Raw genomic sequence first — 20,443 nt, 5'->3', positions numbered from 1 at the left:
ACCTACCGGCGCTGCAGGGAACCTCGGACGAATGCCGCCTGGCCGGCGTGCTGCAAGTCGTCCGCGAGGACGCTGATCAGACGGACGCCCAGGGTGACGGGCGGGGACCAGGACTCGTCCACGACGCGGTCCAGCGCCGCGTCGTCGAGCCCGCGCAGGAACCGCGAGGTCTGCTCGTGGACGGCGTCGTAGTAGCCGAGCAGCAGCTCGGCCGACTGGACCTGTACCGCCGCGACCTGCCTGCTGGAGTGGCCGAACCCGGTCGCCCGCTTGGGAAAGGGCAGCTCGAAGCGGGCCGCCCAGTCCTGCGAGAACCACACCTGCTCCGCTCCGGCCGCGTCAGCCAGGTGATCGTCCTGGATGCGCGACAGATGCCACACGAGCCAGGCGATCGAATTCGCGCCGGCGTCCAGCCTGGCGTTGAGGTCGTCCGGGGAAAGCCCCTCGACCGCGGCGTGTACCGCCTCCCGGACGCGCTCGAACGCGTCTGCCAGCAAGTCTGCGCTGTTCATCCACTGATCCTTGGTCCTGGGCGGTCCCGGCGAAGGTTTGGTCTCCGGGACCACCATGGACTGTCCCCGGCCCCGGCCATGCGTTCGACACGCGCACCACTGCGCTCACCGCGCCGCAGTCACTGCCCCGCCGGGCTCACCCCTCGCCGCGGGGAACGGCCAGGTCGGTGAGCAGCGCGACGCCCGGTGCGAGCGCGGACCATGTGCCACGCCAGGTCAGCACGGCGACGGCGGAGGTGGGGAACTTGGTCTGTGCGCGCTGCAGAGTGCCGCCGAGTGCCTCCCCGGCGAGCAGCAGGATCAGGTCCTGAAGGCCGGGGTTGTGTCCGACCAGCAGCACCGTCCCGACATCGGCGGGCACTACGCGTGCGACTTCGAGGATGTCCTCGGCGTCCGCCCCGTAGAGGCGCGGGTCGTATCGCACCGGCGGGGCGCTGCCCATCTGCGCGGCGGCAAGCTCCCAGGTCTGGCGGGCACGGCGGGCGGGGGAGCACAGGACAAGGTCGGGCAGGCAATCGGCTTGTGCCAGCCAGCGGCCGGCGGCGGGAGCGTCTCGCAGCCCGCGCGGGGCGAGGGGGCGCTCATGGTCGGGAACGTCCTCGGGCCGTGCGGCCTTGGCGTGCCGCAGCACGACAAGCCGCCGCAGGGGGCTCACGCCGGCGCTCCGGCGGGGTGCGGCCGGCCGGTCTCGCGTGCGAGTTCCAGGCCGAGGACGCGGTCCAGGTGGGCGAAGGTCTCGAACTTCGCTCCGGCCGGCACGTCCGTGTCCGTCTCCAGATCCCGCAGCAGGTCGAGTACGGCGGGGGTGCCGAGTCCGTCCTCCAGCCCGGCACGGACCGGGCGCAGGAGGTCCATGGGCATCGGCATCGACGGCTGCTCCGCCCAGTCGGCTACGGCACGCCGCCATCGAGCCAGCGTAAGGCGGGCCTCGTCGAGGGCTTCGGCACGGAGCGCGGTCGGCTCATGGTGGGCGTGGGAGAGCAGGAGCAGGCGTACGGCGAGCGGATCGCGCTCCTCAAGTCCCGCCGGGGACACGGAGGTATGTGCCTCCGCCACCTGGAGGGAGGCGCCGCCCCCGCCCTCGTAGGCGCGGTTGGTGAGGTGTACGCCGGGTGGTCCGCCGAGCATGTCGGCGATGTGGTCCGGGGTTCCGTCGGCGTCGGACGGCCGGATGCCGACGGCCGCGGCCGACGGGACCCCCGGACCCGTCCGCCCCAGCAGGACGTGTCTGCCGCGCAGCTCGACGACGCGCGCCAGCACATCGGCGACCAGCAGCACGCGCAGACCGGTCAGGTCGCCCGGCCCGCCGGGCGGCGGCACATGGGCGCAGATCCGCAGGGGCCCACGGCCTGCCAGTTCGTCAACGATGCGCAGCACACAGCCGAGCCTAGGCGCCCCGACCCCGACTCCGCACCGCGAACGACGCGGCAGCGGGTCTTCCGTAACCCCGGATCGGCGATGGGCCCTCGGCGATGGGTCCCGTAACGATGGTGAACGCCCTCGGGTACGGCCCCCTCCCCCGGGCGCCCCGCGACGCCGGGCCGGTCGGGTGCCCGACGTCCTCGGCATCGCGTGCCGCCCCCGGTCGCCCGGCCACCTGCGGGGCCGCGCGCAGCTCCTATGTCGCCATGTCCGACCAGCTGTACGGCGGTGCGGCGCGCCCGCTCGTCGATCCGGCGCCCACGGCCTCGAGCTCAGTGTCGGCCGCCCTCATCAGCTGTCTCGCGACGTCCCTCATCGCGCGGCTGGCCGCAAGCTCGTCGCCGATGGTGGGGATGTCGACGTCCTGGGGGTTGCAGCGAGCGACCCCGTGGCCGGTGAGGGTAGCGGTACCGGTGTCCAGTACCGCGCGGGCCTTGGTCGTGCCGTCCTCCTCCGACAGGTGGAGGCGGACGCTCCACTCCAGCGTCCGAGTCATCGCACACCTCCTCGCCCGCGTCCGGGCCCGAGTGCGCCACCACGACGCGGTCCTGACTCCAGGATCCACCCAGTTCACTCCGCCAACCTGCCGGGGTAATGCGGCGATCGTAAGTCTGGTTTTCAAACTCAGTGACGCAATGCGCGCCCAGCTCGGCGAGGCACTCGTCGTACGGACGCTCACCCGCTTCCTGGCGCCGGTCGACGACCGTCCCGTCAGCGTGGAGGGCGCGATCGAGCGTGCCGGGCGCGGCACCTCGCCGCAACCGCCCCTCAACGCGGATCGGGACGGTCTTCGACGGTCAGCGCGGCCTCTGCTTTCGCGAGCGTCGCCGGATGGCCGAAGAGGCCGGGCAGGCCACCCGAGTGCAGGAAGAGCGTGCGCTGCCCCGCGACGACGTCGCCCTCCTGGATCGCTGCGATCAGGCCGGCCATCGCGCGGCCGGTGTAGATCGGGTCGAGCACGATGCCCTCGGTGCGGGCGGTCAGGGTCAGCGCCGCCATCGCCCGCTCGGTCAGTACGCCATAGCCGTCGCCCACCTGATCGAGACGCAGTCTCAGCGTCTTCGGCGCGCAATGGGTGCCGGACAGGCCGGAGGCCAGCGCGGACACGGTCCCGGCCGGATCGCCGACGGCGCCGCAATGGACGCCGAGCACGCGCTCGGCGCCCAGCTGGTCGACGAGGCCGGCCATGGTGCCACCTGAGCCGACCGCGACGACTACGGTCGCCAAATCCGGGGCCTGCGTGTGGAGTTCGCGCCCGCACTCGGCGTAGCCGCGCGCGCCGATGACGCTGGAACCGCCGAAAGGGATCAGCGCCGGCACAGCGCCCCGCCGCCGCAGCTCTTCAGCCACCTCCTCAGCGGTTGAGGCGAGCGCCTCGTCGTCGGCGACACCGGCCCATACGACCGTGGCGCCGAAGAGACCGTCGAGCGCCAGGTTCCCGGAGGCCGAGGCTCCGGGGCCGCCGGCGAGCACGAGTACGACGTCCAGGCCCAGCCGGGCCCCCGCGGCGGCGGTCAAACGCGCGTGGTTGCTCTGTGGCGCACCCGTGGTCACCAGGACGGTGGCGCCACCGGCCAGCGCCGCGCCGCAGGTCCACTCGAGCTTGCGTACCTTGTTCCCACCGCCGCCCAGGGAGGTGAGGTCGTCGCGCTTGACCCACAGGTCGTCCGTGCCCAGCCCGAGCGCACGGGCCAGCCGTGGCATGGGCTCGAGCGGGGTCGGCCATGTGCCCAGCGCTGCCCGTTGCGGAGTCTCGCCGTGCGGGGTCATCGTCACCACCCTTGCCGCGGCGCCTCAGTCGTGTTCGCAGATCATCATGCCCCAGGACAGCCCGTTGCGCCGTGACGCTGCCAGAGGGCTTGCTGTTCATGCTGGTGCAACGCGTGGCAGCGGCGCGAAGGCCTGTTCTGCGTTTCGGCGCGGGGCTTCCCTGTCGCGGCCGGCGATTGCCGGCGCGTCCGGGCCGTGACGGGATCAAAGCCACGGCTCCGGTCGGCTGCCGCGCGGGTAATTGCGCCATATGCACGCAGCAGCAGGGGATCTAACGAGTTCTTGATGCCGCTCCCCCCGTCGCAGCGTGCTGCAGAGCGGGTGGTGCCGCTTACGCTCGCGCCGTGTTCAACCTGACGGGGCTACTCAAGCGGCTGGTCATCGGCCGGGCCAGGCGCAGCGAGGAGCTGGGCGAGACGCTCCTGCCCAAACGTCTCGCCCTGCCGATCTTCGCCTCCGACCCGCTGTCCTCCGTCGCCTACGCCACGCAGGAGATCCTGCTGGTGCTCACCCTGGGCGGCCTGGCCTACCTGCACTTCACGCCGTGGATCGCGGGCGCGGTCGTGGCGCTGATGACGGTGGTGGTGCTCTCGTACCGCCAGGTGGTGCACGCGTATCCGAGCGGCGGCGGCTCCTATGAAGTGGCCTCGACGAACCTGGGGCCGTCCGCCGGTCTCGTGGTCGCCGCCTCGCTGCTGGTCGACTACGTGATGACCGTGGCCGTCTCGGTCGCCTCCGGCGTGGACAACATCATCTCGGCGGTGCCCGCCCTGGTCGATCAACGGGTGCCGCTGGCCCTCATCTTCGTCGCCCTCCTGACCGCGATGAACCTGCGCGGCGTACGCGAATCCGGCCAGGCGTTCGCGGCCCCGACGTACCTGTTCATCGGCGGCGTACTGATCATGGTCGGCACGGGCCTGTTCCGCTACCTGCTCGGTGACGCGCCGTCGGCCGAGAGCGCCAAGTACGGCATCGTGCCGGAACCCGGGGAGGCGAACCTGGCAGGACTGGCCCTGGTGATGGTCGTCCTGCGCGCGTTCTCCAGTGGCTGTACGGCACTGACCGGCGTGGAGGCCATCTCCAACGGAGTGCCGGCGTTCCGCAAGCCCAAGTCCAAGAACGCCGCGGCCACCCTGGCCGCGATGGGCATCATCGCCATCACGATGTTCGTCGGCGTCACCACGCTCGCGATCGTCGCCAAGGTGCACATCGTCCAAGACCCCTGCCGGCTGACCGGACTGCCGGGCGACTGCACCTCGTACACCCAGCGCACCGTCATCGCCCAGCTCGCCTCCTCCGTCTTCGGCGGAGACAACAGCGTCGGCTTCTATTTCATCCAGGCCGCCACCGCCCTGGTGCTGATCCTCGCCGCGAACACCGCCTTCAACGGCTTCCCCCTGCTCGCCTCGATCCTCGCGCAGCACCGATACCTGCCGCGCCAGTTGCACAACCGCGGCGACCGGCTCGCCTTCTCCAACGGCATCCTGGCCCTCGCCGTCGTGGCCGGCCTGCTGCTGTGGGCGTACAAGGCCAATGTCACCAGCCTCATCCACCTCTACATTCTGGGCGTGTTCACCTCCTTCACGCTCTCCCAGACGGGCATGGTGCGGCACTGGAACCGCGAGCTGCGCACCGAGACCGACCCGGGCCTGCGCCGTCGCCACCGCATGACGCGTGTCGTGAACGGTGTGGGCGCGGTGATCACGGGATTCGTCCTGGTAATCGTGCTGGCCACCAAGTTCACCCAGGGCGCCTGGCTGGCGGTGCTCGCCGCGGTCCTGCTGTGGGTCATGATGCGGGGCATCCGCCGTCACTACGACGCCGTCGCGGCCGAACTCGCGGTCACCGACCCGCGCAGCGAGTTGGTGCCGCCCTCCCGCGTCCTGGCCATCGTTCTGGTCTCCACCATCCACAAGCCGACCCTGCGGGCACTGGCCTACGCCCGCGCATTCCGGCCCGACCACCTGGAAGCCCTCACTGTCGCGGTCGACCGCGACGCATCCGTCGCGCTCAAACGTCAGTGGGAGGAGTACGGCATCGACGTACCGCTGAAGGTCCTCGACTCCCCCTACCGCGAGATCACCCGCTCCGTCATGGAGTACGTCCGCTCCGTCAGCCGCGACAGCCCGCGGGATGTGGTCGCGGTCTTCATCCCCGAGTACGTCGTCGGCCATTGGTGGGAAAACCTGCTGCACAACCAGTCCGCGCTGTGGCTCAAGAGCCGCCTGCTGTTCACCCCGGGCGTCATGGTCACTAGCGTCCCCTGGCAACTCAGCTCCTCCGCCCGCGCCGACCACCCGGCCGCCCGCGCCCCCGGCTCCGTCCGGCGCGGAGAACCCACCGCGACACGCAAGAGCGAAGACGTCAGCACACACCGGTGACCGCAACGACGGCGAACGGGCCCCGGGCCTCGCGGCCGGACGCGGGTGGGAGGACCCTGGAGACAGGACCACACGGCGGTGCCCCGACTGCGGACGCGTGGTGCGCGAGGAGGTAGGCCATGAAACGGACCCTGGAATGGAAGGTCGGGCTGTACCTGTCCGAGGAGGACGGAACGACACAGGCGCGAGCGGTGCTGGACACCGGCTCCTCGACGCTCACCGGGCAGGGGACCGCACGGTGCAGCGCGGAGGACGCGGACGTACCCGAGATCGGTGACGAGCTCGCGGCGAGCCGCGCGCTCAAAGACCTCGCTGGTCATTTGATGCGGGTGGCCGACCGCGACATGGAGAGGGTGGGCGCCGGGGCGGAAGCGCCGCTCGGTCCGCCGTACAGCTGGACAGTGGGGGCGTAGGGCCGCGGGTCGCACCGGCTGTGCGGCACGAGTCCGAGTCGCCTCACGCCTGATACTCGATTGTTGTCCCGTCGTGACCCATGGGCTCTTCCTGGGACAGGGTGAGGAGGGTGCACGATTCGCCGGGCGCCACGGAGACCGTGCGGTCCGGCAGGGCGATGTCGATCGGTGACCGGTCGGAGTCGGGCACGGTGATCTCCAGTTGTCCCGCGCTCAGCCGGAGCCGTACGCCCCAGTGCCCCTGGTAGCGGATCGCGAAGCCGTACTCCGACAGCTCCGGCAGCGGCACGGGATCGAGCCACAGCGCGCCGCCCCGCGTCTCCAGGCCGGTCAGTCCCCGCTGTACGAGATCGAGGGTGCCGGCCATCGCGCCGAGGTGAATGCCCTCCCCCGTCGTGCCGCCCTGCAGATCGGCGATGTCCCCGGCCAGCGCCTCCTGGCAGAACGCCCAGGCCTCCGCGCGCCGCACCCTCGCCAGCACCCAGCCGTGCACGAGGCTGCTGAGCGTCGAGCCGTGGCTGGTACGGCGCAGATAGTGGTCCACGGTGCGGTGCCAGACGGAGTCGTTCAGCTCGTATCCCAGCCGGCGGAAGAGGCCACGGAGTTCGGCCGGTGAGAAGAGATAGCCGAGCATCAGCACGTCGGCCTGCTTGGACGCCTGGTAGTTGTTGACCGTGTCCCCTTCGGCCTCCAGGATCCGGTCGAGTCGCCGGATGTCGCCGTAGCGGTCCCGGTAGATGTCCCAGTCGAGTTCTCTGAGTTCGCCGTAGCCCTCGAACTGGCTGATCATCCCGGCGTGGAAGGGGACATGCAGCTTGCGGGAGACCTCCTCCCACTCGTCGAGTTCGCCGTCGGCGAGTCCGGTGCGTTCGACGAGATCCCGGCGGCGTGGCTCCGGGAGACTGCGCAGTACGTCGAGGGCGCGGGCGAGCACCCAGGCAGCGGTGACGTTGGTGTACGCGTTGTCGTCGAGGCCGGGTTCCTTCGCTCCGGGGTAGGCGTCGTGGTACTCGTCGGGGCCCAGGACCCCGCGGATCCGGTAGCGGCCGAGCGTCTGGTCGTACGCCGCCGCGTCGGCCCAGAACCGGGCGATCTGCAGCAGCATTTCGGCGCCCTTGGTGTGCAGGAACTCCAGGTCGCCGCTCGCCTCGCAGTACTGCCACACGTTGTACGCGATCGCCGAGCCGACGTGGAGCTGAAGCCGGGAGTGATCGGGCAGCCAGCGCCCCGACAGCGGGTTGAGATGCAGTTGCTGGGTCTCCTCGCGGCCGTCGCTGCCGCTCTGCCAGGGGTACATGGCCCCCGCCCGGCCGGCGTCGCGAGCGGCGAAGCAGGCCCTCTCCAGGCGCCGGTGGCGGTAGCTGAGCAGGGCCCGCGAGACCTCAGGGAAGTGCAGGTTCAGATGGGGCAGGACGAAAAGTTCGTCCCAGAAGACATGGCCTCGGTATGCCTCGCCGTGCAGGCCGCGGGCCGGGACGCCGACGTCGAGTTCGGCGGTGTGCGGGGAGAGCGTCTGCAGGACGTGGAAGAGGTGGAGTCGCAGGATCGGGCCCGCGCTGTTCGGGACGTCGAGTTCGGCGGTACGCCACAGCTGGCGCCAGGCCGTGCGGTGCGAGGCCAGCAGGGCGTCGAAGTCCGGGGCGCGGTTCAGCCGGTCGACCGCGGCGTGCAGTGGCTCGCTGATGGCCGGGTCGCGGGAGGTGTGCAGGGCGATCGTCTTGTCGACGGTGACGGTCCGGCCCGGGGTCAGGGTAAGGCGCAGGAGCTGGGCGACCCGCCGCTTGTGATGGCGAGTGGTCGCCTCGGCCGGGGCCGGGATGCCGGCCAGGTCGCCCATGCCTGCCACGTCGGCCACGGTGCGGGCCGCCAGGCCGATCTCGATGTCGGAGGTACTGGTGCGGCAGCGCAGCCACATGGTGTCCGGGGCCGACGTCCCGGTGTGGACGTGGGTGAGGTGACGGCCGGCCAGCTGCCGGTAGCGCTCGACGCCGGAATTGGTGACCGCTCCGTCGAGCGCCGACTCGACCTCGATCTCCCCGGACCAGCCGTCGGCGGTGAACTCGGTGCGCAGCAGGGCCAGATGAGGGTAGGCCATGTGCACCAGGCGAAGCTGCCTCACCGCCAGGCCCCGACCGCTCGGGTCCTCGTAGCGCAGGGTGCGCTCCAGTGTGCCGGCGCGCAGGTCCAGCCTCTGGTGGTGGTCCAGGACCTTGTGGGTGTCCGGGGAGAGCCAGCTCCCGGCGTCCGTACGAAAGCGCAGCGGCAGCCAGTTGGGGAGGTTGACCATGTCCTCGTTCTCGACCTGCCGTCCCGCCACCTGCGAGATCAGCCGGTTGTAGCAGCCCGCCGCGTACGTACCCGGATAGTGGACGGGGCCGGCCGCGCACTCGGGGGCCGCGCCGCGAGTCGCGAAGTAGCCGTTGCCGAGGGTGCACAGGGACTCGCGCAGCCGCTCCTGTTCCGGGTCGTAGTCTTCGTACTCCCAGATCCAGTCGCGCATCGTCAGTCCTCCGGGGCGAGAAGTTCCGCGAGGTCACGAACTACGATGTCCGCGCCGTGCTTCAGCAGTTCAGCACGGGTTGCGGGAGTACGGGCCCGGTCCACGCCGATGACCAGGCCGAAGCCGCCGCGCGAGGCGGCCTCCACTCCGGCGAGGGCGTCCTCGACGACGGCGGCGCGGGAGGCGGGGATGCCGAGCCGGCGGGCCGCCTCCAGGAACAGCGCGGGGTCGGGTTTGCCGGGCAGCCGCAGGCGGGCCGCCTCCGCGCCGTCCACCACGGCGTCGAAGAGGTTCAGCACTCCCGCGCGCTCAAGGAGTTCGCGGGCGTGCCGGGAGGCGGAGGCCGCTGCCAGGGGTACACCGGCGGAGCGCAGGGTGTGCAGCAGCCGAACGGTGCCGGGGAAGGCATCGACGCCGTGCTCGCGCAGCCGCGCGGTGAACAGCCGCTCCTTGTTCGCGGCGACGTCCCGCACGTCCGCGTCCGTCGGCCTCAGCCCTCGGGAAGCCAGGAAGGCCGCGGCCCCGTCGAGGCGCGACTTGCCGTCGACGTGGCGCAGATAGTCCTCCACCACGTCGAAGGGTCGCCGCTGGGCGGGATCGGCGGGAGGGTGTTCGCGCAGGAAGGCGTCGAAGGCCGTCTTCCAGGCGGCGGCGTGCAGCCGCGCGGAGTCGGTGATCACTCCGTCGGTGTCGAGGACCACGGCCGCGGTGCCCCGTAGTGCCCGGGGCACGCCCGTGCCGTTCTGCGCCGGTTTCACGAGCCGTCGGCCACGCCTTCCCGTGCCCGGCGCGAACGGGGGCGGCCGATGCGGCCGACGCCGTTGCTGCCCATCCGTACGGTCATGTTGCGGCTCTCCTTTCCCCGACACGAGACGGATTTCATCCGGTCCAGGTCCATTCGGCGACCTCGGGCAGGTCGGTGCCGTGTGCGCGGATCCAGGCGTGGTGGCGGGTGCGGGCGTCGGCCATGTGCTGGCGTACGGCGGCCGCGCGCACCCCAAGGCCGGGGACGCGGTCGATGACGTCCATGACCAGCCGGAAGCGGTCCAGGTCGTTGCGTACGACCATGTCGAAGGGGGTCGTGGTGGTACCCATCTCCCGGTAACCGCGGACATGGAGATTGGCGTGGCCGGTGCGGCGGTAGGCGAGCCGGTGGATGAGCCAGGGGTAGCCGTGGTACGCGAAGATCACCGGCTTGTCGCGGGTGAACAGTCCGTCGTACTCGAAGTCCGGCATGCCGTGGGGGTGTGCGTCGTGCGGCATCAGCCGGGTCATGTCGACGACATTGACGACCCGCACGGCGAGGGCGGGCAGGTGCCGGCGCAGCAGCAGGGCGGCGGCCAGCGTCTCCTGGGTGGGGACGTCGCCCGCGCAGGCGAGCACGACGTCCGGTTCGCGCTCGCCGTGCGCCGTACCGGCCCACTCCCACACGCCGGCGCCGCGGGCGCAGTGGACGCGGGCCTGGTCCATCGACAGCCAGTCGAAGCAGGGCTGTTTGCCGGCGACGATCACATTGACGTAGTCGCGGGTGCGCAGCACGTGGTCGGCCACGGACAGCAGGGTGTTGGCGTCCGGCGGCAGGTATACGCGTACGACCTCGGGGCTCTTGTTGAGTACGTGGTCGACGAAGCCGGGATCCTGGTGCGAGAAGCCGTTGTGGTCCTGTCGCCAGACATGCGAGGTCAGCAGGTAGTTGAGGGAGGGGATCGGGGCCCGCCAGGTCAGTTCCCGGGACGTCTTCAGCCACTTGATGTGCTGGTTGACCATCGAGTCGACGATGTGGACGAAGGCCTCGTAGCAGGAGAGCAGTCCGTGCCTGCCGGTGAGGAGATAGCCCTCCAGCCAGCCCTGGCACAGGTGTTCGGAGAGAATCTCCATGACCCGGCCGTGCCGGGAGAGATGCTCGTCGGTCACGTACGTCTGCGCCTGCCAGGCCTTGCCGGTGGCGCCCAAGACGGCTCCGAGCCGGTTGGATTCGGTCTCGTCGGGCCCGACGAGCCGGAAGTCGCGGCGCTCGGAGGTGGCCTCCATGAGCTGTTCGATCAGGACGCCGAGGACCCGGGTGGGCTCGTGCAGGGTCGAGCCCGGCTTGTCGACGGGCACGGCGAAGCGGTCGAGATCGGGCATCGGCAGGTCGCGTGCGAGAAGGCCGCCGTTGGCGTGCCGGTTTGTGCCGAGGCGCCGGGAGCCCCCGGGGACGCAGGCGAGGACGTCGGCGGTGGGACGGCCCTGCGTGTCGAAGAGCTCGTCCGGCCGGTAGGAGCGCAGCCATGCCTCCAACTGCCGCAGGTGCTCGGGGTTTTCCCGTACGCCGGGCAGCGGGACCTGGTGCGAGCGCCAGGTGCCCTCGACCGGCACCCCGTCGACCTCGGCCGGTCCGGTCCAGCCCTTGGGCGTGCGCAGGACGATGACGGGCCAGCGCGGCCGCGTGGTGACGCCCTCCTCGCGTGCCGTGCGCTGCAGGACGGCGATGTGCTCCAGGGCGCGGTCGAGCGTGGCGGCCATGGCCCGGTGGACCTGGAGGGGGTCGTCGCCGGCGACGTGCATCGGATCGTGTCCGTATCCCCTCAGCAGGTCGTCGAGTTCGGGCTCGGGAAGGCGGGACAGGATCGTCGGGTTGGCGATCTTGTACCCGTTGAGGTGGAGGATGGGCAGCACCGCCCCGTCGTGGACGGGATCGAGGAACTTGTTGGAGTGCCAGGAGGCGGCGAGCGGACCTGTCTCGGCCTCGCCGTCGCCGATCACGCACGCGACGAGCAGATCCGGGTTGTCGAGCGCGGCGCCGTACGCATGCGCCAGGGCGTAGCCGAGTTCACCGCCCTCATGGATGGAGCCAGGGGTTTCCGGGGCGACATGGCTGGGCACCCCGCCGGGGAAGGAGAACTGCCGGAACAGCCGGTCCATCCCGGCCGCGTCCCGGCTGACGTCCGGATAGATCTCGCTGTAGCTGCCTTCCAGCCAGGAGTTGGCCAGGACCGCCGGACCGCCGTGTCCAGGGCCCCAGATGCACAGGGCCGACAGGTCGCGGGCCTTGATGACGCGGTTGAGATGGGTGTGGACGAGGTTGAGTCCTGGGGACGTGCCCCAGTGGCCGAGCAGCCGCGGCTTGATGTGCCCGGGTTCCAGCGGCTCCCTCAGCAGCGGGTTGGCCATCAGATAGATCTGCCCGGCGGACAGATAGTTCGCGGCACGCCAATAGGCGTCCAGGATGCGCAGCTCCTCGTCGGTCAGTACGGTGCTGTCCTGGTGCTTGGCCTTGGGCATGAGTGACTCCGTAACGTCAAAAAGCGTGGGAGGCGGTATGGCCGGCAAGAAGGCACGGCCCGACGCGCTGCCGCGTGCGCTGTACGAGCGGGAGCTGCTGCGGCTGCAGGCGGAGCTCGTGAAGCTCCAGGAATGGGTGCGCGCGGAAGGCGCGCGGCTCGTGGTGGTGTTCGAGGGGCGGGACGCGGCGGGTAAGGGCGGCACCATCAAGCGGGTCGCGGAGCATCTCAACCCCCGGGTCGCACGGATCGTGGCTCTGCCCACGCCCACCGAGCGCGAGCGCACGCAGTGGTATTTCCAGCGTTACATTGCGCACCTGCCCGCTGCTGGCGAAATCGCCCTGTTTGACCGAAGTTGGTACAATCGTGCGGGCGTCGAACGGGTGATGGGCTTCTGCACGAAGGAGGAGCACCAGCGGTTCCTCTACCAGTGCCCGATCTTCGAGCGGATGCTCGTCGAGGACGGGGTCCTGCTGCGCAAGTACTGGTTCTCGGTGAGCGACGCCGTACAGGAGCAGCGGTTCCGGCGTCGCCTCGAGGACCCGACGCGGCGGTGGAAGCTCTCGCCGATGGACCTGGAGTCCATCACTCACTGGGAGGCGTACTCCCGGGCCAAGGACGAGATGCTGGTGCACACGGACATCGCGCAGGCGCCGTGGTTCGTGGTGGAGAGCGACAACAAGCGCAGGGCACGCATCAACATGATCGCCCATCTGCTCGCGTCGGTCCCCTACCACGATGTGCCCCCGCCGGCGCTCGAACTGCCGCCCCGGCCGCCGCCCACGGGCTATGTGCGCCCGCCGCGTGACCTGCAGACGTACGTCCCCGACCACGCGGCCGGTCTGACCGGCTGAGCCTGCCAGGGCGCTCACGGGCAATCACGTCCGCTGCGGTACGACGGCCACGGGGCAGACGGAGTGGTGCAGCATCGCGTGGGCCACCCGGCCGAGCTGGAGCCCGAAGTGCTCGTGCCGCCGCTGGGCGCCGACGATCAGCAGATCGGCCGCTGCCGAGGCGTTCATGAGCACCTTGCGGGCGGGGCCTTCGGCCGTCGCCCGGTGCAGCTCGACGTCGGGGTGGTCCGCGGCGGCTTCGCGTAGCGCCTCTTCGAGCGTCTGTGCCGCTTCGCTCTCGTGGTAATGGGCAGCGTCCTGGGCGAGCAGGGGATGCTCGGCCGTCTCGTGCGCGGGACAGCGCCAGGCCCGGACGGCGTGCAGGGCGGCCCGGCGCGCCCGTGCCTCCTGGAACGCGAAGCGAACGGCGGCCAAGCCCTGCGGGGGTTTGTCGACGCCGAGGACGATCCGCCGGTGGACACCGCTGCGGGTGTCGTGCCCGCCGCGGATGACGATCACCGGGCAGTCGGCACGGGCGGCGACCGCCAGGCTGACCGAGCCGAGCAGCATCTCGGCGAGTCCGCTGCGGCCACGTGAGCCGGTGACCAGGGCGGAGGCGTTGCGGCCCTCCCGCAGCAGGGCGGTCACCGTGTCGTCGGGCAGGACGTCTGTCAAGATCTTCAGGTCCGGGTCGCGGCGGCGGGCGCGCTCAGCGGCCGAGCCGACGATGTTCTCGGCCATCACCTGTTCCGAGGGGCGGTCCGGGCTTTTGTCGGGTACGACCCCTTCGTAGCGCTCCCACATCGACGCGTTCACCAGCCGAAGCGGCACCCCGTGCAGAGCAGCCTCGTCCGCCGCCCAGTCCACGGCCCGCAGGCTGGACTCGGATCCGTCCACGCCCACGACGAGGGGCAGCTCCATTGACCCCACCTTCTTCCTTCCCCCCTCAGAATCCGGACTTCTCTGAGAAATCGAAGGTGATGCGGGCGTCGACCGCGGCTCAGGACAACGCGTGAGGGCGGGACGAGACTCTTCAACGGTAGTCGAATCCTGGCGTCGTGCCGAGAATCCCCTGCTACCGCGGCCGCTCGCTCCTCAGCGCAGCCCGAAGGCCTCCGCGAGCATGTCGAGTTGGGCATTGAGCAGTGTCCCGGCCTGGTGTCCCATACCCGAGTACTGGCCGGAGACCTCCAGGCTGGCGGTGCCGTGCAGTTGCGACCAGGCAAGCACCGTCCCGGCGAGCGCGGTCCCGGCGTGTGCGTCGTCCGCGGCCAGGCCCGTGTACGCGTGCAGCCAGTCGGCGACCGCAGGGTCCTTTCGTACCCACCCCTCCATCTCGGCGACCACCGGCCGCACCGCCCCGGTGGCCTCGCCCTGGGCGAACACCTTCACGAACGGCCCCATGACTGCCCTCGCCCGCTGCGCGGTGTCCGGCGGGGCCGCGTAACCGGGCACCGGACTGCCCTGGATGAGCAGGTAGCGGTGCGGCTGTGCCACTGCCCAGTCGAGATAGGCGCCACCGAGCGCGCGCAGTGCGAGTCTCGGGCCGGCCTGCGCGTCGGCGCCGACCCGGCCGACCGCTGCGGCGACGTCGTCGTAGGCGTCCCGGACAAGGTCGTTGAGCAAGTCGTCACGGCTGGAGAAATACCGGTACAGCGCCGGGCCGGACAGCCCCACCTCCTTGGCAATGCGGGTGAGTGCCACCCCCTGCGCGCCACCCTCGGCCATGTGCCGCAGCGCGATCTCCTTGATCTCTGCGCGGGTCTGTTCGCGGTAGCGGGCCCGCGGGCTCCGGATCTCTGCGGCCATGGCGTCCTCCAGCACATCGAATCGTCGTCACAGACCGTACCCCACATCTCGAATGCGACAATCGATCTCGAGAGTTACGATGCCTAACGAAGTAGTCGGCGGTACCCGCCGGGGGTGGCAATCCTGCGGCACAGCGGTATCCGCAAGTCATCGACGCCGGGGGCGCGCAGAGCGCCGAGCCGTCGGCCGGGTGATCATCGTCTCCAGGAGCCGACGGGCCTGCACACGACCGGGCGATCCGGATCTGGAGCCGGACCCTCAATTCCCGGTCGGCGGGCGGCAGTCGGCTGCCGTCAGAGTGTCTCGGTCAATGAATCCGCGAGTCGCCTGCGCGCTGTCCGGGTCGCCGGCAGGGCCGCGGCCGCGACAGCGCCCAGCACGGCGCCCGCCACGACCGAAGCCAGCAACATCGCATGCGGGACATGAGCGATGCCGGCGCCCATACCGCTGGAGCGGCCTTGAACGTCCACCAGCCAACTGCCCGACAGCACCCCCAGCCCCGTGCCGATCCCGGCGGCCAGCAGTGCGGTGAAGCCGGCGGCCGCCACGATCGCCGAGCTGATCTGACGCGGTGTCAGCCCGATCGCCTTGAGCGCGAGCAGATCACGGCCGCGGTCGCGGACGCCGGTGCCGATGACGGTCATCAGCTCGGTGAGCCCGATCAGGGCCAGCACGCCGACAAGGGCCGCGATCACCCCTCGCGCCGGTTCCAGCCGGTCCGCCGGGTTGGGAGTCTCGCGGATCTCCAGAGCGCCTCCCGCCGCCTCGGCGAGAGCGCTGCTCACCACGCGGGGCTCCGCGCCGGGCCGCAGGACGAGATGGTAGAAGTCCGGACGCAGCGCCGGATCGCGTTCCTCGAGCGTGTCGACCGTCGTCGAGATGACCCGCCCGCCGGCTTCCGGTTCGATGCTGCGTCCGACGATGTGCAGGATCTGCGGCCGTCCCTCAACCGTCATCCTGACCCAGTCACCAACCCGTACGTTCAGCAGATCGAGCAGCCCTTGACCGGCGACCGCCTCGTCCGGGCCGTCGGCGGGGCGCCCCTCGACAACGGTGAACGGATAGGGGTCGCGGGCGGTGCCGAGCCCTCGCAGTGTGATGGTGCCGGTCTGACCGGGCACCAGCGCCGCGACCTCCACGCCCGGATGGACAGCGGCGACGTCCGGGGGCGCGGTCAGGGCGCGCTGGAGCTGCTGGCCGGTGAGGCTGCCGGGCTGCTCGGCCCGTACGGTCAGCGCTGCGGGCACTCCCATGTCCGCGGGGCGGCTGCGGAACATGTCCAGCGTGGACCAGGCGACGAGCGCAACGGTGATCAGGAGGAGCGGCAGGGCGAGCCGGGCCACGGTGATCAGGGTGCGCGGCCTTCGGGGGAACGCCGCCCGCCACCCGAGGACCAGCGCGGGCGGCACCCGCATACCGAGCGCCCGGCGGCCAAGCCCGGTCATCGGTGCGGCCGAGGGAAGTGCTGCCCGGGCGACCGGCACCGGCGGGACCCGGCCGGCTCGCCAGGCAGCGAGTGAGGTGGCGGTCGCGATCAGCAGCACCGCGCCGCTCGGAACGCCGATCATCAGGGCGGTGTGCCCGGGCAGGTCCTGCCACACCCCGGCCGCCTCCCCGATCCGGCCGGGTATCCGGGCACCCATGAGCGCGATCGCCGCGGTGCCCAGGGTGACCCCGAGCAGCGCGAAGGCGAGGTGCTGGACGAGGAAGCCGCGTACCACCTGGCCGGGCGTGAACCCGATCGCCTTGAGGATCGAGATGTCCCTCAGCTGTCCGCGGATGCGGGCGCTGATCGCCCCCGACGCCGCGAGCGCGGCGGCCAGCAGGGCGCCAAGACCGAACACGGCGAACAGCTGCCCGAGCAGTCGTTCGTCGCCCCCGGCCTCGGCGCGCGCCTGCTGCCATTTGGTCACCTGGGCGACACGGTCGGCGCCGAGCAGAGTGACGGCCTGCTGGACGGTGAAGTCGGTGTCGTCCGGATCGTCCAGCCGCAGTCCCACGCTGTGGCTTGTGCTCCGCGGTGCGACGCGGTCGAGCGTGCCTGGCAGCACCCATCCGATACCGGGCTCGCCGCCCGGCCGGTAGCGGGGTTCCGCGGCCTCGGCGACGCCGGCCACCCGGAGGTTGCGCGCGGTGCCGTCCGATCCCGCGACGGTCAGGGTGTCGCCCGGTTCCGCCCAGAGCACTCGCGCGAGGGAGCTCTCCAGTACGACACCCTCGGCCCGCGTATCGAGCCAGCTCCCTTCGGTCACCAGTGGCCGGGCGATCTCCGGCGGCTGGGTGCCCGCCGCGCGCAGGGCCACGCTCGCCCGCACCCCACGGGATTCAATGGTGGCCTGACCGGTGCGGTACGGCCCCGAGACACCGGCCACACCGTCCAGCGCGGACAGCGCCCCCATGTCCGCGGCGACCCGGGTGTGGAGCCAGACATGAGCGCCCTGGGACTGGGTGAAGATCCGCTGCCAGGGGTTCGCGGCATAGCTGAACAGGGCCACGGCCAGGAGCAGCGAAGCGATGATGCCGGCGCTGGCCAGGACGACGAACACCGACTGTCCGCGGTGTGCCCGCAGATCGGCGTGCGCCCAGCGCAGAGTGGCCCGCACGCTCACTCCTTCAGTTCGAGCACGCCGGAGACGCCGCCCGCGGTGCGGCGCCCCGCGCCGAGTGTCGCGTCGTCGGCTATTCGCCCGTCGAAGAAGCTGATGACCCGGTCGGCGGCGCTGGCCATCCGTGCGTCATGGGTGACCAGCACGATCGTCTGGCCGCGCTGGTGGAACCGGGAGAGCAGCCGGAGCACTTCCCGGGTGCCCTTGCTGTCCAGGCTGCCCGCCGGTTCGTCGGCGAGCAGCAGCGCGGGATGGTTCACCAGGGCCCTGGCCAGGGCGACGCGCTGCTGCTCGCCGCCGGACAGTTCGCCCGGCATGGACCGTTCCCTGCCTTCGAGCCCGAGTTCGGCGAGCAATTCGGCCCGGCTGTCCCGGGCTGCCCTGGGTGAGGCGCCCGCGAGCAGCGCGGGCAGTTCGATGTTGTCGGCGACAGTGAGGTCGGAGACCAGGTTGAAGAACTGGAAGACGATGCCGATACTCCGGCGGCGCAGCATCGCCCAGCGAGCCTCGCGATACTCGTCCACCCGGCGGCCGTCGAGCCAGAGACGGCCGCTGTCGGGTCGCTCGAGCCCGCCGATGAGGTGGAGCAGCGTGGACTTGCCGGCGCCGGAGGGGCCGGTGACAGCAACGAACTCCCCGGGCTGAACGGTCAGATCCACTCCGCGAACGGCGTGCACCGGTGTGCCTTCGCCGTGATGGGTCTTGGTCAGACCCTCGGCGCGCACGATCGGCACATTGCCCCCCTGACCGGGCGCGGCGCCGGGAGTGCCCAGCGCGGCAGGAGCGGTGTCCTCGCTCATTCCAGCTCCTCCTGACAGCGTTCCAGCCAGTCGAGGTCGGCTTGCAGATGCAGCATCGCGCCCTCGATCAGCAGCTGGGAGACCCTGTTGTCCCGGTCCTCGGCCGCGGCCAGCTTCGACAGGTCACGCATGGTGTTCAGGTACTGCCGCCGCTGTCTGTTGATCAGGGTGATCGGGTCGGCGAGACCGGATTGTGGTGCGAGGGCGACCTTCATGAAGAACTCGTCCCTCACCCGTGGCTCGTCCGCGGTCTCGTCGAACCAGGCGAGTACGGCCTCGCGCCCGGCGTCGGTGAGCCGGTAGGTGCGCTTGTTGGGTCTGCCGGACTGCTCGACGTCCTCGCCGGCGATCAGACCGGCCTTCTCCAGCCGCCCGAGGGTGACATAGATCTGGCCGACGTTGGGCTGAGGGTACGCGGCGCCCAGGAGCTTCTCAAGGTCCTGCTTGAGCTCGTAGCCGTGAGCCGGACCACGGGTGAGAAGTGCCAGGAGCGGCAGCCGCACGCGCTCCCTCCCTCCCGCTCCGTAGTTTCCTGTTGGCTCGGATACGGGGTGTGGTTCGCGCCACCCGCCTTCTCCGCCTGGACGTCTAGTATCGCCCATGCCTAACAGGTATACATAGGCCACATGGGACGGCGGCGCGGCCGGATCGGTGCACTGGGAGGAACCTATGCGGTGGATGCACGCCGCGGGTAGGGGGCTCCTCGTTCTCGCCGTGCTTCTGGCGGGTTACGCGGGCTTCGCCACCCAGCCCGGGGCTGCGGCTCCCAAGGGCCGCGGGCCCATGACGCTGGTGACAGCGGGCGACCTGACCGAGTATCTCGGTCCGCTGCTGGACAACTGGAACCGCAGTCACGCGAAAGAACAGGTCACGCTCGTCGAGCTGCCCGACTCCGCGGACGAGACCCGGGCCCAGATGATCAGCGAGCTGCGGTCCGGCAGCGACCGGTTCGACGTACTGAACATCGATGTGGCCTGGACCTCCGAATTCGCGGCCGCGGGATGGATCTCCCCTCTGCAGCGGGACCGGTTCCCGCTGGACAGCTTCCTCGCTCCCGTGGTGGACACAGCCACCTTCGACGGCCGCCTCTACGCCGTCCCTTATGTCACCAACGCCGGACTGCTGTACTACCGCAAGGACATCCTGGAGCGGGCGGGCGAACGGCCCCCGCGCACCTGGGCACAGCTGGCCCGGCAGGCACGGGAGCTGGCCCCCAAGTACGGCATGGACGGCTATGCCGGCCAGTTCCTGCCGTACGAGGGACTGACGGTCAACGCCACCGAGGCGGTGCATTCGGCGGGCGGCTCGATCCTGCGGGACGACGGCGCCAGGGTCACGGTGGACTCGGCGCCGGCCCGGGCCGGACTGGAGTTCCTGGCGGGCGGAGTGCGGGACGGCTGGATCTCCCCGCAGGCCCGCGGCTACAAGGAGGAGGAGTCCCGGCAGGCCTTCCAGAACGGCCGGCTGCTCTTTCTGCGGAACTGGCCCTACGTGTACTCGATGGCCAACTCGCCGGGATCGAAGGTAGCCGGCGCATTCGGTGCGGTGCCGCTGCCCGGACCGTCCGGACCGGGCACGAGTGTGCTCGGCGGTTCCAATCTCGCGGTCTCCAGCCACTCCCGGCATCCGGAGTCGGCCGCCGACCTGATCGCCTATCTCACCAGCGAGCGCGTGCAGCGCCAGGTGCTCACCGAGGGCTCACTGCCACCGGTACGCGCCGCGCTGTACGAGGACCCCGCCCTGATCCGGGCCTACCCGTATCTGCCCACGCTGCGGCAGAGCGTGCTGGCGGCCGAGCCGCGGCCCAAGAGCCCTCGGTATGACCAGGTGAGCCTCGCCGTGCAGGCCGTCGTGCAGGACGTCATGGCGCTGCGTCAGACGCCGCAGCAGGCAGTGGAACGGCTGTCCCGCGAGCTGGGCGCGATCTCCCGCAGGGGCTGAATCTTTCCAGCCGTCCCCCTTCAGCCATTACTTATTTGTTATCTAGCGCCTGACTCTGACATACCCCCAAATACTCGGGCATACCCGGGCTGATTCTCGCAGCATCGTTGACACGTTGCCGTCACCCCTACTTAACATGCATGCATAACAGCGCACCCGCTCTGGGGCGCTCTCGCATCCTTCAGAACGGGTC

At 70.8% G+C, this 20,443-nt stretch carries 17 protein-coding genes; 4 read left to right on the top strand and 13 right to left on the bottom strand.

The annotated features are described in order from the left end of the window. Positions 1-2: 2 nt before the first annotated feature. The 5 genes from J7E87_RS04110 to J7E87_RS04090 form a co-directional block, all read right to left on the bottom strand. The gene (locus J7E87_RS04110) at positions 3-512 is read right to left on the bottom strand and encodes a DinB family protein (protein WP_215089945.1); all 510 of its coding nucleotides are present in this window, start codon (positions 510-512) and stop codon (positions 3-5) included. A gap of 136 nt (positions 513-648) precedes the next feature. Beyond that, the gene (locus J7E87_RS04105) at positions 649-1,167 is read right to left on the bottom strand and encodes a histidine phosphatase family protein (RefSeq protein WP_308312845.1); all 519 of its coding nucleotides are present in this window, start codon (positions 1,165-1,167) and stop codon (positions 649-651) included. Next, positions 1,164-1,889: a hypothetical protein gene (locus tag J7E87_RS04100; protein ID WP_215089943.1), complete on the bottom strand. Its 726-nt coding sequence runs from the start codon at positions 1,887-1,889 to the stop codon at positions 1,164-1,166. The genes J7E87_RS04105 and J7E87_RS04100 overlap by 4 nt, the downstream gene beginning before the upstream one ends. Before the next feature lie 241 nt (positions 1,890-2,130). After that, positions 2,131-2,430 (bottom strand): DUF1876 domain-containing protein, encoded by a 300-nt coding sequence (locus tag J7E87_RS04095; RefSeq protein WP_215089941.1) that lies wholly within the window; start codon positions 2,428-2,430, stop codon positions 2,131-2,133. Between the two features lie 272 nt (positions 2,431-2,702). Next, positions 2,703-3,704 (bottom strand): D-cysteine desulfhydrase family protein, encoded by a 1,002-nt coding sequence (locus tag J7E87_RS04090; RefSeq protein WP_215089939.1) that lies wholly within the window; start codon positions 3,702-3,704, stop codon positions 2,703-2,705. Positions 3,705-4,048: 344 nt separating this feature from the next. On the opposite strand from J7E87_RS04090, the gene J7E87_RS04085 reads away from it, so the two are divergent. Both J7E87_RS04085 and J7E87_RS04080 read left to right on the top strand, forming a co-directional pair. Next, the gene (locus J7E87_RS04085; RefSeq protein WP_215089937.1) at positions 4,049-6,085 is read left to right on the top strand and encodes an APC family permease; all 2,037 of its coding nucleotides are present in this window, start codon (positions 4,049-4,051) and stop codon (positions 6,083-6,085) included. Between the two features lie 119 nt (positions 6,086-6,204). Then, on the top strand, positions 6,205-6,498 hold the full coding sequence (locus J7E87_RS04080; RefSeq protein WP_215089935.1) for a DUF1876 domain-containing protein: 294 nt from the start codon (positions 6,205-6,207) through the stop codon (positions 6,496-6,498). Positions 6,499-6,541: 43 nt separating this feature from the next. Here J7E87_RS04080 and J7E87_RS04075 read toward each other — a convergent pair whose 3' ends face one another. From J7E87_RS04075 to J7E87_RS04065, 3 genes are all read right to left on the bottom strand, one after another. Then, positions 6,542-8,998, bottom strand: coding sequence for a glycoside hydrolase family 65 protein (locus J7E87_RS04075; protein ID WP_215089933.1), 2,457 nt, complete (start codon positions 8,996-8,998; stop codon positions 6,542-6,544). 2 nt (positions 8,999-9,000) lie between these two features. Continuing rightward, on the bottom strand, positions 9,001-9,756 hold the full coding sequence (locus J7E87_RS04070; protein ID WP_215089931.1) for an HAD family phosphatase: 756 nt from the start codon (positions 9,754-9,756) through the stop codon (positions 9,001-9,003). Positions 9,757-9,877: 121 nt separating this feature from the next. Then, positions 9,878-12,262, bottom strand: a complete 2,385-nt coding sequence (locus tag J7E87_RS04065) for a phosphoketolase (protein ID WP_215089929.1) — start codon at positions 12,260-12,262, stop codon at positions 9,878-9,880. 37 nt (positions 12,263-12,299) lie between these two features. Here J7E87_RS04065 and ppk2 point away from each other — a divergent pair, with 37 nt between their 5' ends. After that, positions 12,300-13,115 carry a polyphosphate kinase 2 gene (gene ppk2, locus J7E87_RS04060; protein ID WP_215089927.1) on the top strand — a complete coding sequence of 272 codons (816 nt, stop codon included), beginning with the start codon at positions 12,300-12,302 and terminating at the stop codon, positions 13,113-13,115. 24 nt (positions 13,116-13,139) lie between these two features. Here ppk2 and J7E87_RS04055 read toward each other — a convergent pair whose 3' ends face one another. From J7E87_RS04055 to J7E87_RS04035, 5 genes are all read right to left on the bottom strand, one after another. Further along, entirely contained in the window at positions 13,140-14,015 is an 876-nt protein-coding gene (locus tag J7E87_RS04055) for a universal stress protein (RefSeq protein WP_215089925.1), read from the bottom strand. Between the two features lie 174 nt (positions 14,016-14,189). Further along, positions 14,190-14,903, bottom strand: a complete 714-nt coding sequence (locus J7E87_RS04050; protein WP_215089923.1) for a TetR/AcrR family transcriptional regulator — start codon at positions 14,901-14,903, stop codon at positions 14,190-14,192. Positions 14,904-15,196: 293 nt separating this feature from the next. Then, the gene (locus J7E87_RS04045) at positions 15,197-17,506 is read right to left on the bottom strand and encodes an FtsX-like permease family protein (RefSeq protein ID WP_215089921.1); all 2,310 of its coding nucleotides are present in this window, start codon (positions 17,504-17,506) and stop codon (positions 15,197-15,199) included. A gap of 2 nt (positions 17,507-17,508) precedes the next feature. Further along, complete coding sequence (locus J7E87_RS04040; RefSeq protein ID WP_251016932.1) at positions 17,509-18,309, bottom strand: ABC transporter ATP-binding protein; 801 nt, start codon at positions 18,307-18,309, stop codon at positions 17,509-17,511. After that, positions 18,306-18,812: a PadR family transcriptional regulator gene (locus tag J7E87_RS04035; RefSeq protein WP_215089919.1), complete on the bottom strand. Its 507-nt coding sequence runs from the start codon at positions 18,810-18,812 to the stop codon at positions 18,306-18,308. The genes J7E87_RS04040 and J7E87_RS04035 overlap by 4 nt, the downstream gene beginning before the upstream one ends. A gap of 166 nt (positions 18,813-18,978) precedes the next feature. Between J7E87_RS04035 and J7E87_RS04030 the strand changes: the two genes are divergently transcribed. Next, complete coding sequence (locus J7E87_RS04030) at positions 18,979-20,250, top strand: ABC transporter substrate-binding protein (RefSeq protein ID WP_215089917.1); 1,272 nt, start codon at positions 18,979-18,981, stop codon at positions 20,248-20,250. Positions 20,251-20,443 lie beyond the last annotated feature (193 nt).

This window comes from Streptomyces sp. ISL-1 (genome assembly GCF_018614585.1).
Classification (GTDB): domain Bacteria; phylum Actinomycetota; class Actinomycetes; order Streptomycetales; family Streptomycetaceae; genus Streptomyces; species Streptomyces maoxianensis.
The sequence above is the reverse complement of the archived record's forward strand: the minus strand, read 5'-3'. Positions and strand labels throughout refer to the sequence as shown.